This is a genomic window from Methanocorpusculum petauri (assembly GCF_026891975.1).
Lineage (GTDB): Archaea > Halobacteriota > Methanomicrobia > Methanomicrobiales > Methanocorpusculaceae > Methanocorpusculum > Methanocorpusculum petauri.
The window spans coordinates 21,183-35,832 of record NZ_JAPTGB010000005.1; the positions used below are offsets into that span (position 1 = coordinate 21,183).

The 14,650-nt window shown below is 54.4% G+C and carries 15 protein-coding genes; 7 read left to right on the plus strand and 8 right to left on the minus strand.

Features of this window, described 5'->3' with window-relative positions; genetic code table 11:
* Window positions 1-103: 103 nt before the first annotated feature.
* From O0S10_RS03030 to O0S10_RS03040, 3 genes are read left to right on the plus strand one after another with little or no spacing between them, the layout of a single operon-like run.
* On the plus strand, window positions 104-532 hold the full coding sequence (locus tag O0S10_RS03030) for a 30S ribosomal protein S12 (RefSeq protein ID WP_268922812.1): 429 nt from the start codon (window positions 104-106) through the stop codon (window positions 530-532).
* Between the two features lie 5 nt (window positions 533-537).
* Window positions 538-1,125: a 30S ribosomal protein S7 gene (locus tag O0S10_RS03035; protein WP_268924428.1), complete on the plus strand. Its 588-nt coding sequence runs from the start codon at window positions 538-540 to the stop codon at window positions 1,123-1,125.
* Window positions 1,126-1,159: 34 nt separating this feature from the next.
* Window positions 1,160-3,358: an elongation factor EF-2 gene (locus O0S10_RS03040; RefSeq protein WP_268924429.1), complete on the plus strand. Its 2,199-nt coding sequence runs from the start codon at window positions 1,160-1,162 to the stop codon at window positions 3,356-3,358.
* A 148-nt stretch (window positions 3,359-3,506) separates the two neighbouring features.
* Here the strand turns inward: O0S10_RS03040 and O0S10_RS03045 are convergent, their stop codons facing one another.
* Entirely contained in the window at window positions 3,507-4,511 is a 1,005-nt protein-coding gene (locus O0S10_RS03045) for a hypothetical protein (RefSeq protein WP_268924430.1), read from the minus strand.
* Between the two features lie 98 nt (window positions 4,512-4,609).
* Here O0S10_RS03045 and O0S10_RS03050 point away from each other — a divergent pair, with 98 nt between their 5' ends.
* Window positions 4,610-5,446: a PHP domain-containing protein gene (locus tag O0S10_RS03050; protein WP_268924431.1), complete on the plus strand. Its 837-nt coding sequence runs from the start codon at window positions 4,610-4,612 to the stop codon at window positions 5,444-5,446.
* Window positions 5,447-5,507: 61 nt separating this feature from the next.
* On the opposite strand, the gene O0S10_RS03055 is transcribed toward O0S10_RS03050, so the two are convergent.
* From O0S10_RS03055 to O0S10_RS03065, 3 genes are all read right to left on the minus strand, one after another.
* Window positions 5,508-5,891 (minus strand): desulfoferrodoxin, encoded by a 384-nt coding sequence (locus O0S10_RS03055; RefSeq protein WP_268924432.1) that lies wholly within the window; start codon window positions 5,889-5,891, stop codon window positions 5,508-5,510.
* Between the two features lie 78 nt (window positions 5,892-5,969).
* Window positions 5,970-7,154 (minus strand): FprA family A-type flavoprotein, encoded by a 1,185-nt coding sequence (locus O0S10_RS03060; RefSeq protein WP_268924433.1) that lies wholly within the window; start codon window positions 7,152-7,154, stop codon window positions 5,970-5,972.
* Window positions 7,155-7,160: 6 nt separating this feature from the next.
* On the minus strand, window positions 7,161-7,316 hold the full coding sequence (locus O0S10_RS03065; protein ID WP_268922820.1) for a rubredoxin: 156 nt from the start codon (window positions 7,314-7,316) through the stop codon (window positions 7,161-7,163).
* Window positions 7,317-7,462: 146 nt separating this feature from the next.
* Here O0S10_RS03065 and O0S10_RS03070 point away from each other — a divergent pair, with 146 nt between their 5' ends.
* Window positions 7,463-8,671, plus strand: coding sequence for an MFS transporter (locus O0S10_RS03070; protein ID WP_268924434.1), 1,209 nt, complete (start codon window positions 7,463-7,465; stop codon window positions 8,669-8,671).
* Window positions 8,672-8,694: 23 nt separating this feature from the next.
* Here O0S10_RS03070 and thiC read toward each other — a convergent pair whose 3' ends face one another.
* On the minus strand, window positions 8,695-9,960 hold the full coding sequence (gene thiC / locus O0S10_RS03075) for a phosphomethylpyrimidine synthase ThiC (protein WP_268924435.1): 1,266 nt from the start codon (window positions 9,958-9,960) through the stop codon (window positions 8,695-8,697).
* Between the two features lie 38 nt (window positions 9,961-9,998).
* Between thiC and O0S10_RS03080 the strand changes: the two genes are divergently transcribed.
* Both O0S10_RS03080 and O0S10_RS03085 read left to right on the plus strand, forming a co-directional pair.
* Window positions 9,999-10,601 carry an MBL fold metallo-hydrolase gene (locus O0S10_RS03080; RefSeq protein ID WP_268924436.1) on the plus strand — a complete coding sequence of 201 codons (603 nt, stop codon included), beginning with the start codon at window positions 9,999-10,001 and terminating at the stop codon, window positions 10,599-10,601.
* On the plus strand, window positions 10,594-11,034 hold the full coding sequence (locus tag O0S10_RS03085; RefSeq protein ID WP_268924437.1) for a GIY-YIG nuclease family protein: 441 nt from the start codon (window positions 10,594-10,596) through the stop codon (window positions 11,032-11,034). The genes O0S10_RS03080 and O0S10_RS03085 overlap by 8 nt, the downstream gene beginning before the upstream one ends.
* A gap of 15 nt (window positions 11,035-11,049) precedes the next feature.
* On the opposite strand, the gene O0S10_RS03090 is transcribed toward O0S10_RS03085, so the two are convergent.
* The 3 genes from O0S10_RS03090 to def all read right to left on the minus strand — a co-directional run bounded on the left by O0S10_RS03090 (window position 11,050) and on the right by def (window position 14,603).
* The gene (locus O0S10_RS03090; RefSeq protein ID WP_268924438.1) at window positions 11,050-13,074 is read right to left on the minus strand and encodes a clostripain-related cysteine peptidase; all 2,025 of its coding nucleotides are present in this window, start codon (window positions 13,072-13,074) and stop codon (window positions 11,050-11,052) included.
* An 84-nt stretch (window positions 13,075-13,158) separates the two neighbouring features.
* Entirely contained in the window at window positions 13,159-14,100 is a 942-nt protein-coding gene (fmt, locus tag O0S10_RS03095; protein ID WP_268924439.1) for a methionyl-tRNA formyltransferase, read from the minus strand.
* The gene (gene def, locus O0S10_RS03100) at window positions 14,097-14,603 is read right to left on the minus strand and encodes a peptide deformylase (protein ID WP_268924440.1); all 507 of its coding nucleotides are present in this window, start codon (window positions 14,601-14,603) and stop codon (window positions 14,097-14,099) included. The genes fmt and def overlap by 4 nt, the downstream gene beginning before the upstream one ends.
* Between the last annotated feature and the right edge of the window lie 47 nt (window positions 14,604-14,650).

A 14,650-nucleotide genomic window follows, 5' to 3' on the forward strand; every position in this document is an offset into this window, starting at 1 on the left:
TTCCCGTACATTTACGTGCACGTTTATTTCCGGGAAACACAGCACAGGCAACTGTGTTACAAGATTCATCCATCCAAAAATCTACTGTAACTGAGGTAATTTAATGGGACAGGGAAAATTCGCAGCAAGAAAGCTTGTCCGTTCCGCCAAGAAATTCCGGTGGAGCGACTCGGTTTATGCGCGCAGAGCGCTTAAACTGAAGCTGAAGGCAGACCCGCTTGAGGGCGCACCGCTCGGACGTGCAATCGTTCTGGAAAAAGTCGGTGTTGAAGCAAAACAGCCGAACTCCGCAATCAGAAAGTGCGTTCGTGTTCAGCTGATCAAAAACGGCCGTCAGGTCACTGCATTCGCAGTCGGCGACGGTGCAATCAACTTCATCGATGAACACGATGAAGTCACCATCTGTGGTATCGGCGGTCGTGCAGGACGTTCCATGGGAGATATTCCGGGAGTCCGTTTCGTCGTTATCGGCGTCAACGGTGTCACGCTCAACGAGCTTGTCATCGGACGCAAAGAGAAGGCACGGAGGTAAATAGTATGGCAGAAGAACAGACCGCAACCAGCAAGATCCTGCTGTTCAACAAGTGGGACACGAGCGAAGTCGTTGTCAAGGATGCAGGTCTCGTCCGCTACGTGACCGTAACCTCCACCGAGGTTCCGAGCTCCTGCGGCAGACTTACCCAGCAGCAGTTCACCAAAAGCCAGATGGCAATTGTTGAGCGGCTCATCAACCGTCTGATGCAGACGGAGACCAACACCGGCAAGAAACAGCTGTGTACCCGTATCGTCATGGACGCATTCGAAGAAATCAACGCAAAGACCAAGCAAAACCCGCTTCAGGTCCTCGTTGACGCAGTCGCCAATGCAGGTCCGCGCGAAGAAACCGTCCGTCTGAAGTACGGTGGTATCAACGTCCCGAAGTCCGTGGATTCCGCACCAATCCGCCGTGTCAACACTGCACTCCGCTACATTGCCATGGCAACCTGGAAAGGTTCCCACAAGACCAAGAAACCGGCACACCTTGTGCTTGCCAATGAACTCATCATGGCAGCAAAAGGAGATGCAAAGTGTTTCTCCGTTGGAAAGAAGGAAGAAGTCGAGCGGATTGCGAAGTCTGCCCGGTAAACAAATATCAAATCTTTTTTAGAAAAGGTGTTTTATGTCACGCGGAAAGAAGATGGTTGAAAGAATTACGGAGCTCATGAACGATCCTGAGCACATCCGTAACATCGGTATCGTAGCACACATTGACCACGGAAAGACCACCCTCTCGGATAACCTCCTCTCCGGAGCAGGAATGATCAGCGAGGAACTCTCCGGCAAAGCCTGCTGGATGGACTCCGATGAAGAGGAACAGGCTCGTGGAATCACCATTGATGCATCCAACGTGTCCATGGTCCACAAAGTCGGGGACAAAGAGTACCTCATCAACATGATTGATACTCCCGGCCACGTTGACTTCGGCGGAGATGTTACCCGTGCAATGCGTGCCGTGGACGGCGCTGTCGTTGTCGTGGACGCAGTCGAGGGTCCGATGCCGCAGACCGAAACAGTTCTGCGTCAGGCACTCAAAGAGGGTGTGCATCCGGTTCTGTTCATCAACAAGGTTGACCGGCTTATCAACGAGCTGAAAGTCAACCCGCAGGAGATGATGATCCGCCTTGGTAAGGTTATTGACAAAGTCAACAAGCTCATCAAGGGAATGAACGAGGAGCTCTACAACAACGGCGGATGGAAACTCGACGCTCTGAAAGGAAACGTCGCATTCGGTTCTGCTCTCTACAACTGGGCAATCTCGATCCCCTACATGAAAAAGTCCGGTGTGACGCTTCAGACGATCATCGACAAATGCAACGAGGGCGACGCAAAGTACCTTGCAAAGGCTTCCCCGCTGCACGCAGTGCTGCTCGATATGGTGGTTACCTTCCTGCCGAACCCGCTTGAGGCACAGGGAAGAAGATGCCACATTATCTGGCACGGCGATGTGACCTCCGAGATCGGTAAGGCAATGTATGCCTGTGATGCAAACGGACCGGCTGCCATGATGGTTACTGACATCTCCTTCGACAAGCACGCAGGAGAGGTTGCAACCGGCAGACTGTTCTCCGGAACCCTGACCCGCGGTATGGAAGTGTACATCTCCGGCACCGCCGGCAAGCCGAACAGACTGCAGCAGGTTGGTATCTTCATGGGCCCGACCCGTGTGGATGTGGACAAGGTTGTTGCAGGAAACATTGCGGCAGTTACCGGTATGAACGATGCAATCGTTGGTTCGACGGTTTCCTCCCTCAAAGATATGACGCCGTTCGAGTCCCTGAAGCACTACTCCGAGCCGGTTATGACCGTCGCAGTTGAGGCAAAGAACACAAAGGATCTGCCGAAGCTGATTGAGGTTCTGCATCAGGTTGCAAAGGAAGACCCGACCGTCCGCGTCAACATCAATGAGGAGACGGGAGAACACCTTATCGCAGGTATGGGCGAACTTCACCTTGAGGTCGTTACCGGCCGTATCAGGAGAGACAAAGGTGTGGACATTGTTACCTCCCCGCCAATCGTTGTGTACCGTGAGACCGTTTCAAAGGCCCTTGACGGAACTGTTGAAGGCAAGTCCCCGAACCGCCACAACAGATTCTTCATGTCCGTTGAGCCGATGCCGCAGAACGTCCTTGATGCAATCCAGGCAAGCGAGATCTCTATGAACATGGAGAACATCGCCCGCCGTGATGCACTTGCAGCACTTGGTATGGACAAGGATGAGGCAAAGAACGTGAAGGATATCTACGGTTCCAACATGTTCATCGACTGCACGAAAGGTATTCAGTACCTCAATGAGACCATGGAACTTATCATCGATGGTCTGCACGAGGCACTGGACGGCGGACCGCTCGCAGACGAGCAGGTGCAGAACGTTCTCATTAAGCTCCACGATGTGAAGCTGCACGAGGATGCAATCCACCGTGGTCCGGGACAGGTTATTCCGGCAGTCCGCGGCGGTCTGAAGGCAGCTCTTCTGATGGCAGGCGACACACTGCTTGAGCCGATGCAGAAGATTCAGATTACTGTTCCGCAGGACCAGATGGGTGCGGCAATCTCCCAGATTCAGGGACGCCGCGGTCAGCTGTCCACGACCGATGTCGAGGGTGACCAGATTGTGGTTAATGGTGAGGCACCGGTTGCCGAGCTGTTCGGTTTCGCAGGCGATATCCGTTCCGCAACCGAAGGCCGTGCAATGTGGTCCACTGAGTTCGCCGGATTCTCTCCGGTCCCGCAGGGTATGCTCTCCGAGATTGTGATGGGCATCAGAAAGAGAAAGGGTCTCAAGGAACAGATCCCGACTCCGAAGGATTACCTCGAGTAATTCTTTTTCTCCAATATACAGAGAATATTCTCTCCCGGAATGCGGGAGTCAACTCCATTCCTCTGTTATTCTTTTTTATTCCCATTGTAATGGCGCAAATGTGACGCAATCTTTTTCATGGCATCAAATAAATCGGGATGAAGTGCGACTAAAACGCCACCCAAGTTTCAATGTCCGGATTATTTTTCCGCCACTCCATCTCCTGCTCGAACATGCGCTGCATCTGCTCATCACTTACAGCCTTTCCAAGTGCGGAAACCTCCTCGTCGGTGAGACCAAGTTTTTCTCCAATCTTCTGATGGAATGTAGTACGATTATCAATGACATACACGGAGTAGGGCTCGCCATTCCATGTACAGTCTTCAATACGAAGAAGCGGAAGTACCGGGGACGGTTGAGTGAATACAACGGCCATTGCCTCCAGTTCGTCTCCGACTGCGATAAGTTTGTCTGAAGAAATATCCCACCCCATCTTTTCGTTCCAGTATTCCAGATATTCGACAACCTTCCTGGTTGAAAAGGAGTTGTGAGCATTTTTGCGAACATCAAAGAACGTATACAAAGGGGTGCCGTCATCTGCAAATGTTTGCGGAGGAGGGGTAAGAGTAGGGCTTGGAATAGGAGGGGCAACGGTGCCTCCCAGTTCCGGTACAGGAACAGTCCAGTTTAACCGGGGTGTTGGAACAGGCGTTATCATCGAACCATCTGATTTGGTGATATTATACAGTGCGACGGCACGGGGAGCAGAATAATTAAGATCCAATGCATCTATCCATATGAGATACGTTTTCGGGTACATATAAGAGGAACTGTCAATGAGTATCTTCCACGTGTTTACTGATCCATTTCCTGATTCCACAGTAATCACTGCAGAAACAAAGCCTGATCCATTTGGTAACAGTCGTGGTGTGATATCAATATCACCATACCAGTCATCCCAGACCTGCTCATAGAGCAGTTTGCTATCCAGAGGAAGATTCGTTGTTCCCGAAACCACAAACGCAGTTCCCAGAATCTGATCCGGTACGGGATCAATCGTAATGAAGTATCCGCCCTCCTCCGGAGCCGGCGGCTCACCCACACAGCCCGCTGCAAACACCAGCAGCATCACACAAAGGATCACCAATCCGCAAAAAAAATCAATTCGCCTCATAGAGAAAGAAAGGAACGCAGGCTCCATAAATATTGCGGGCATCCCCTCGTCAGGATAAACTACTTTTTCTCCCCCGCCCGCCAACATACTCAGCAATCATGCCCGGGACCGTTCAGCACTCCGCCTCCTGTCCGGTACAATGGACAGGAGGCAGTGCATTTGACATGCATGTCCACACAAACCATTCCGACGGGGTCGTCCGCGTCCCGGAACTTCTTGCTCACCTGCACCGCCGCGGCCTTCGTGCCGCAATCACCGACCACAACACCATTGCTGGCATCCGAGAAGCATACGAACGGAATGACGCGGCAAGTATAATCATTCCCGGCATCGAAGTCTCCGCCATTGACGGACCGCATCTCTTGATCTACTTCGACAACCTCCGCGACCTTGCATCCTACTACGATACATCCATCCGCGGTCATCAGGGAGCCTGCCCCCACATGGCAACCGATCTGCCAACGGAAAAAATCGTCACCGACGCAAACGAAAGCGGCGGCCTTGTCATCGCCGCACACCCCTACGGCTACGCCATGCTGATTCGCGGCGTACTCAAGGCAATCGAAGTGGGGATGCTCGCTCCAGAGGTACTGGACCGGATCGACGGCCTTGAAGTCATCTGTGGCGGACTGTCGCACACACTCAACACCCGCGCCGAGATGTACGCTGCTGCGCATAATTTCTGTATGACCGGCGGCTCCGACGCCCACACACTCCGCGAAGTAGGGCGGGCAGTAACCGTTACGACCGAACCGCTGACCCCCGCGGAGTTTCTCGAAGCCGTCCGGCAGCAGAAAACCGACGTCATCGGCTGCGAGCGGGGACCCGCAGACAATCTCCTCATGGGAACCCAGGTCATGACAAAATACGTCCCCTATCTCCCGTCAGGGATTGCCATGCACATCAAACAGGGAAAGATGCGGCTGCGGAAATGATACCGGATTGGTAAAGGAAAAAGAAATTTCAGGGCAGTTTTGCCCTGTGTATTGAAAAAAATTATTCCGTCTTGGACCACAGACCGTGCTTGTTGCAGTACTCGCAGGCCTTGACCGCTTTTGCCGTTGTTTTGACGATGATCTCCGGCTTCTCTCCCGGTGCGAGGAACTTCTCGTGCACAACACCGTCATCAGTCTTCAGGGCAACCCAGGTGATGTAGTGATCTGCATCCATCGGGTGAGCGACTGAACCGACCGCAACCTTGTATCCGCCGTCAGCCTTCGTCACAACCGGGACATGCTTCTCCTGTGCCGCATCGGTGGTGTTCTCCACCAGCTTGTGCATTGCTTCGCCGCAGCAGACGAGTTCGCCTGCACCTTTTCCGATGACTCTGACGGTATTTCCGCAGATGTTGCACTTGTAGATTTCACTAACTTCTGTCATGACAAATATGTTCGCGCAAGAACAATATATAGCTGAGGTTTGGGGTAATTATCTGAAAAAAAGGAAATTGAAAGAGAATTACAGTGTCTTATGACGCTGTTCGATTGCATCGGCCAGTTGCCGGAGGGCTTTAATTGCCTCTTCCTCCGGGAGGCCTCTGATGTAAACCGGATCGAGCATCTCTGCACCAAGGGGTTCAAGCATCTCTCCGAGATAATTGACGGCATTGGTACCCCAGCCGTAAGAGCCGATAACACCAAGATGCTTCACCTTCGGGCGCAGTGCACGAATGAGATAGGCGGCATTCACTGCGACCGGATGCGGGCCGAAAAGAACCGTCGGGGTTGCGACAATAATCGTTGCCGCATCCACAATGGCACTGCCGAGAACGCCCGTATCCGTTTCCAGCAGATTGTACTGCTGGACCGGCACACCACGCTGAACGAGATCGTCCACGAGGAACTTGGTCATCAGCTCCGTACTTCCATGCATCGAGACATAGGCCACGATGACAAGATTTTTCGGATTGTCGCCTGACCAGTCGCGGTAGAGATCGAGGATCTTTGCCGGCATCTTCAGTGCCGGACCGTGACTTGGTCCGATGATCTTCGGGGCAATCTCATCAACGAGTTTGAGGTGATCCTGCACCGAGGATCGGAACGGCATCATGATTGCAGCGTAGTACCGCTTTGCCGCCTCAAGATAATCAGGACTCTCATCATCCTGGAAAAGCGTCGGAGCGGCGTAATGAGTACCGAGGAAATCGGTCGTAAAGAGAACCTTATCCTCCACCACTTCAGTGAACATCGTGTCCGGCCAGTGAACCCAGGGGGCAAGATAGAACTTCAGTGTCTTATCACCCAGGGAAAGGGTTTCCCGGTCACCGATGGTAATGAACCGATCCTCAACCTCTTCGAGATGGTGCATTGCCAGTAAGAGACCCTTGCAGGTTTCGTTGGTAACGATCTTCGCACTCGGATACACCTCGAGAAGCAGCGGCAGAAGACCGGAATGGTCCTGTTCTGCATGGTCGATGACGATGTAGTCAAGCGAGTGCTGCTCGAGGCGCATGAGGTTGGTGATGAAATCTGCTTCGTCGTTCGGTTTGCAGGTATCAATCAGTGCGGTCTTCTCGCTGCCTTTGACGAGGTAGGCATTGTAACTGCTGCCCCGCGGGGTCGGCATGATAGCATCAAAGTACCGGAGATCCCAGTCAATCGTACCGACGGAGTAAATCCGGTCACAAATCTCACGCGCTGCCATGGGAGGTTACACCTTTTTGAACTGGCTCTTGGGCGCGCCGCAGACCGGGCATTTCCACGTGTCGGGAAGATCTTCAAAGGCGGTTCCTGCCGGATGCATGATGCCTGCACCTTTCTCGGGATCATACACGTATCCGCAGATTACACAACGATATTTGTCCATTTTGATTTTCCTTCCTTATAATAAGGCATAGTACTATTGGGAGCGATAATTTATATTTTGTTGGGATGTGACACTTGACGGGATATTTTTCGTCCCTGTCACCGAACTGACTTTATAAGTGAGTGCATCCTAAAATAGGAATAATTATGGAGGATAGAGGTGCAAACCAGAAAATTCGCGGCGTTATCTGCGGTCATTTTCTGATTGATATTTATACGCCGGTATTGGCACTGATTCTGCCGCTGCTGATTGCACAGATGAATCTTTCGTACTTCCTTGCGGGACTGATTGTTACCGTGTTCAATGTGACCTCATCAGTCTCGCAGCCGTTCATCGGCCTCTACGGGGACAAGACCGGCTGGCGGGCAAGCGTCCCGCTGTGTCTGGTGATCGGCAGTGTGGGAATCAGCCTCACGGCAATTTCGGGAAATTATCTGCTGCTGCTGTTCCTCGCGGCGGGAGCGGCGATCGGCCATGCACTGTTCCATCCGGCAGCAATGGATATTATGTACTCCTTGAGTCCTCCGGCAAAACGCGGTCTCTACAACTCTATCTTTACAACGAGCGGGAGTATCGGGTATGCGATCGGCCCGGTTCTTGCAGGAGTCCTGATCACAGTCGGCGGTCTTCCGGCGGTTGCATGGCTGGTAATTCCGGGTATTGTCGGGGCAACGTGGATGTACCGGAACAACCGGAGATTCCGTCCTGCGGCTGGCGAATCTGCGGCAGTACGAAAGCCGGTGCAGACGGAGATACCTGCAACGAAGAAGAAGTACTGGTGGGTGCCGGCAGGTCTGGTTGTTGCCATCTGTTCGCTGCGGGCATGGGCATATCTGGGGATCATTACGTATCTGCCGACACTGCTGGTGCTCGGTCATCACGGCCTTGACACCTTTACGGCATCACTTGTGGTGACCGTCATGCTGTTCGCAGGTGTCGCGGGACAGATTGCGGGAGGATATCTGTCGGATAGGTTTGGCCGAAAGGAGATGCTGGTCATCGGTCTTGCAGGGGCAATTCCGTTCTTCGCACTGATCTTTTCCACAAATGAACTGCTGATGTATCTGGGCGTGATGATGTATGCGTTCTTTGCATCGTCCTGCTACGTGATGTCGGTAACAATGACGCAGGATCTGCTGCCCGGCAACGTCGGCTTTGCTTCCGGGCTGACACTCGGCTTTTCGATGGGAGTCGGCGGAGTCGGGGCTGCGGTCATCGGCTGGGCAGCGGATGTGATGGGATCGCTTTCTGCGGCGCTGTATCTTTTGATCATCCCGACAATCCTCTGTCCGGTTCTTGCACTGCTGATCAGGTATCCGCTGAAGAGCCTGGCCCGGAAAAGCTCTCCGGCATAATTTTTTTCAAAAAAAAAGAAAATTCAGATCTTCTTCTCAAGCGCTTTTTCCACGATCTTAATCGCACACAGATCGCCGCACATCGAACAGGTCTCGCAGTCGCCGTCGCGGTCATGCACGGCACGGGCATGGTCTCCGAACAGTGCAAGCGAATACTGTGCCTCCCAGTCCAGCGTCCGGCGTGCCTCAGCCATGGCAGCCTGCCGGGGAAGCTCCGTCTCGCGTCTGCGGGACAGATCACCAATATGCGCCGCAACTTTTGCAACCCGCGTCCCCTCAATAATATCCCGCGTATCCGGAAGCGCCAGATGCTCGGACGGCGACACCATGCACAGGAAATCCGCACCAGCCGCCGCCGCCGCAGCCCCGCCGATAGCACCCGTAATATGATCGTACCCGGGCGCAATATCCGAGACAAGCGGACCGAGGAGATAGAGCGGCGCAAAATCCGTAATCTCCTTAATCATCTTCACATTATAGGAAATCTCCGCATAATCCATATGCCCCGGCCCCTCGATCATCCGCTGCACGCCTTTTGTATGCGCAACCCGGGCAAGCTTTCCAAGCGTCAGATACTCCTGCGACTTCGCAAGTTTCACCGAATCCACATACGCACCCGGCCGCATCCCGTCACCGAGCGACAGCGCAATCTCATACTCATCCAGAATCTCCAGCAGATAGTCGAACTCCGCATACAGCGGGTTCTCCTCGCCGGACGCAAGCATCATCGCCGTATGAAACGAACCGCCCCGGGAAACCACACCCATCACCCGGGGATCAAGCCGGAGCGTCTCCACAACCTCCCGGTTCACCCCGCAGTGCAGCGTCATGAAATCCACACCCTGTTCCGCCTGTTCGCGGATAACCTTGAACAGCAGATCCGCGGAGAGATCAATCACATTTCCGGCACGCCGCACCGCCTCATAGATCGGCACCGTCCCGACCGGAATCGCAAGTTTCAGAATCCCGCGCCGCATCGCCGCAAGATCGCCGCCGGTCGACAGATCCATAATCGCATCCGCGCCGTTTGCAATCGCCGCAGATGCTTTTTCCATCTCCATCGCAGGATCACACCGCTGACCGGACGTCCCGATATTCACATTGACCTTAACCTTCGTTCCCTCGCCGATAGCACACGGCGTATAATCCCGTTTCGCGTTCTTCAGAAGAATCGTTCTGCCGGCAGCAATGGATCGGGCAAGCGCCTCAGGCGTCATCCCTTCAGCCTGTGCCGTTTCAGCAAGACCAGTCACATCGCCGGCCCGGCAGTCGCGGAGTATTGAGTGCATTCGATTATATCATTTGTTCGCACGACTCATTATACTGTATGCGTGAACCTATCCGCTGGCTCAAAGAAATCGGCTGGCGTGCAAACTCCTACATCTGTGGAAACATTCTCGTTGACGCCTCCCAGCCGGTAACGGAAGTCGCCCCGTATAAAGAGCAGATCGACACCATCGTCCTCACCCACGGCCACTATGATCATATGGCAAACCTTGCCGCCCTCGCAGACCTTTGCGAAGCATCGGTCTGCATCGGGGAAGGCGACCTCGCCTTCCTCACCGACGACGCACTCTCGCTTGCCTCCCATTTCGGCCAGCACGCACCCGGACTTGCCGCCGAACCGCTCGCGGACGGTGACCGGATCGGAGAGTTCACCGTCATCCACACACCCGGCCATACACGGGGAAGCATCTGCCTCTACCGCGAAGAAGACGGCGCCTTAATCGCCGGAGACACCCTGTTCCCGCACGGCTCGTTCGGCAGAACCGACCTGCCGACAGGCAGCCACGCAGACCTCACCGCTTCCATCAACCGGCTTGCAGCACTCCGCATCGACTCGCTCTGGTGCGGTCACGACATGCCCGTCCCGTCCGGCGCAATGCGGGACGTGCTCCTCTCCCAGGCGGAAGTACCAAAGTATGGATAAAGGAGTCTACTGCCTGCTGCTGGAATGCACCGCCCCGCAAACAATCCGGATCGGCGCACTCGGTGAACGAAACTTTGTCCCCGGCTGGTATCTGTATACCGGCTCGGCGCTCGGCAGCGGCGGACTTTCACGGGTGAGCCGCCACATCCGGTTCTACCGCGAACAGTACCGCAAACCCAAATGGCACATCGACTATTTCATGGCAGACGAAGTCGTCCGGCTGCGCAAAGTGATCTGTGCAAAAACGGAAGCAGACCTCGAATGCGTACTCGCCGCAGCCATCGGCGGTGACGGCGTTGCCGCATTCGGCTGTTCGGACTGCGACTGTGCCACCCATCTTTTTTACCGGAAGAAAAATCCCGAACCAGAAGTCATGACCGCGTTTGAGCGGACCGGACTCTGCGGTGCGGTACACAACGTGGACGAATCGTAAAAAAAAGGGAGAGACTCACGCTCTCCGCAGAAGGAACACACCTGCCACAGCAATCCCTGCAAAAATACCGGCAAGCGGCACAGGAGACGCAGTGGGCGAGGGAACAACATCGCCGGACGACGAAATATCCCCGCCGATGGACGCCGTAACCTCCTCATCAATCAGATTACTCTCCACCACCAGCCAGGAAAGCTGATCTTCGGGGAACTCCTCATACCACAGATTCTCCAGCGGATTCGCACCGAACGTGAACGGGGTTCCCGCAACCGTGGTGATCGTATCCTCCGACTCATTATAGACCAGCAGATCCGGCACAAACACATCGCCGGGCAGCAGATCCGTAGTATCCCACAACTGCAAACTCATCAGACCGGTTTTTTCGTCCCGAAGAACCGAAAACACCTGCATCCGCAGAATATCCCCTGCAGCCGGATCAAGTAGTACCGTTATCATCGACGGATGGGTATCCTCCACACCGTTCACAACCCGCGTCAGATTACCTTCAATGGAATAAATCTCCCGTAGTTTTCCATTTTCATACATCGTACTCGCATACTTCATGCTGATGAGCACATCCTCGCCCCCATTGTTCAGCACAAACCATTTTCCGTCCCAGTCGCAGGGATAATACTTGCCGGTCGGCACCATTTTCCAGATACCATCATCCGATTCGTTGTAAATCTTCTCCAAGGGCCGTTCTCCGATCACAATATCGGATCCGTTCACCGTGTAGAGATACCCCGCGGTCGTCTCGGTGATACCGGAGGTATCTTCCTCTGCATCAGATGCCGGCGTCACATTGGTCTTCGGAGCCGTAGAGACATAGGCAGTGTAAAAACGATACCAGCCGTCATTGCCCAGGGACACGGATTCATGCAGTACCTCCTTTCCCGGAAGAGTCGAGAGGTACAGGGAGGGGAAAGAGGTTACTGAAATGCCTTTGGCAGAAGAATACTGCCCGTCATCAGTGGCAGCAATAACCGCTGCGTCAACTGCTGCCATCACCTCTCCTGCGGCAGTATGCAGATCGCCCTCCCAGGTATTGGCAGAGATGATATCGGCAAACTGCCAGAGATCAATGGAGACGGGAGTATCCGCTCCACTGCTGACACCAAAGAGCTGGGTTTCGTGATAGGCATCGGTGACTGCCGGAATAGAGTTGGCAGAGGACAGGGCATCCTCAAGAGCTGCACCAAAGGTGTTCAGCGCGTCCACCACTCCCGGAACCTTCGCCGACTCGATCAGTGCATACGTACTCACATGGTTATCGCGGGCAGTTTCGATGATCTCCACCCCGAGTTCTCTGGGAGAAATTGCCGGATTTTCGGACAGCGTCCGTCCAAGTTTCGTATAGTTTACTGCGCCGCAGTCAACGATCTGCTCGGCTGCGATCAGGTAGTCCGCGTGATCATCAAGGGTATTCAGTGTTTCCACCGTTCCCATGAGGCAGGCGTGCATGATGATCATATCATAGGTTCTGCCCGAAAGCCCGTCGGCCATATCCGGCAGGGACAGCATAGTACCGGTTACCGTATTCATTCCGTACCCGGAAACTCCGCCACCATGATCCAGAAAGATGAGATACGTGTTTGCATCAGCAAGGTTCATGCGGTGCTGGTACGTTTCAGCAAAAGTAAGAGATTCCCGCAGGCCGTCGGGCGTGGAAATATCAGCAGAAATCCGCTCCAGAACAGCGGCATCCTCACTCACGTTACCGTTGTGGGCTGAAAGGTCCCGGGCCAAAAGCGATGCATTGGTTATGGTGATGCCGGTATCCCAGCCGGGTTTCTGGGACCCGCCGTAGATGATCAGCATTTCCCCTGCGTCCGGGTTCCAGCTGGAGGTCATATTCTGCATAAGTACAGACATCTCACCGTGTTCCGACTCAAGATCAGCTCCGACGATGTAGATTATGAGATAATTCTTCGCGGTTCCGCTGTCAGTTCCGGCAGCCGCAGCAGGGAAGATGCAGGCTGCAACCAGCAGCAGGACAAGAACAGCAGACGCTGTCCGGATTCGTTGTTGGTTTTCAGGAATCACTGGCTTTTCCTCTACGAGGAAATATTACTGCATGATATATAATCCATTCTGTTTCGGGAGATGCGGAAAAAAGAACAGGTTCGGTTATTCCGGTGCTCCAAGCCGCTCTCCCACGCTCAGATAATGTCCGTTCACCAGTTCGAATCCCGGCATCTCCCGTTTCCCTTCCGGCTTCGCCGACAGAATACACAATGCCCCGGCTCCCGTCATCACAACCGGCCCCTTCTTTCGTATGACATCCACCACCTCGCCCGGCACACCCGAATATATCGCGGAAACCCGCTCGCTCCGGTAGATCAACAGTCGTTTTCCGTCCGGCAGCTGCGTATTCGCACACGGTGCGGGAGAGAGTCCCCGGATACGGTTATGCACCATACCTGCCGGAAGAGACCAGTCAATCACACACTCCTCTTTCGTAATAGACGGTGCAAACGTCGCCTGTGCCGGATTCTGCGGAACCGCACACACTCCGCCGCAGTCAATCAAATCCAGCGCTTCCGTCAGCGCCGCAGCGCCAAGCGCTGCAAGCCGGTCATGCAGTTCTCCAAACGTCTCATCCTCCCCGACGGCCAGCGAACGGGAAAGAATCACGTCGCCTGCATCCAGTTCCGGAGTGATATACATAATTGATACGCCCGCTTCCGGATCGCCGTTCAGCACCGAGTACTGCATCGGGGCGGCCCCACGATACCGGGGAAGCAGTGACCCGTGAATGTTAATCGTCTTATGTTTCGGCAGATGAATGATGTTTTCGGGAATCATCATCCCAAACGCTACCACCACGCCGACATCCGGGGAAAGGGCGGCAAGCTCCTCTGCGAGAGACGGGTCTTTCATTGATTCCGGCTGGAAGATCGGGACTTCGTGGGCAAGTGCCCACTCCTTTACCGGTGAAAACGCGATCTTATTTCCCCGCCGGTTCGGTTTGTCCACCCGCGTCACGACACCCACAATCTCATGACGGGCGGCGACCGCTTCCAGTGCAGGAACCGCGTAGGCGGGTGTGCCCATAAACAGAACTCTCATTGCGTTCCCTCCCGCCTCGCTGCTTCCGCTGCCAGCCGTTCCAGGTCACGGGAGATCAGTTTGCGGGCAATCGGAGTGATGCGGTCGACGAACAGCATGCCGTCCAGATGGTCAAACTCATGCTGAAACACCCGTGCCGGATAGTCTTTGAGTTCCTCTTCAACCGTCTCGCCCGCCTCGTTCAGGTACCGGACGGCGATCCGTTTCGGCCGCCGGACTTTTTTGTGAATGCCCGGAACGGAAAGACATCCTTCCTCCATCTCGGCGACGGAGTTTCCGGAAGAGAGGATCTCCGGATTGATCACTTTGCGGACTTTGTCGCCTGCGTCCATGACAAAAAACCGTTGTGATATTCCGATCTGCGGAGCGGCAAGGCCGACGCCGTGATTTCCCCGCATGAACGGCACCATCTCGTCCAGCAGAGTGCACAGCTCCGGAGTGACGGATTCGACCGGTACGGCGACATCTGCGAGGACGGTTTCTCCGTAAATATAGACCCGCATAGTGCAGTACTGTTCGACGGCGGACTACATCAATCTGCGTTTTGTCC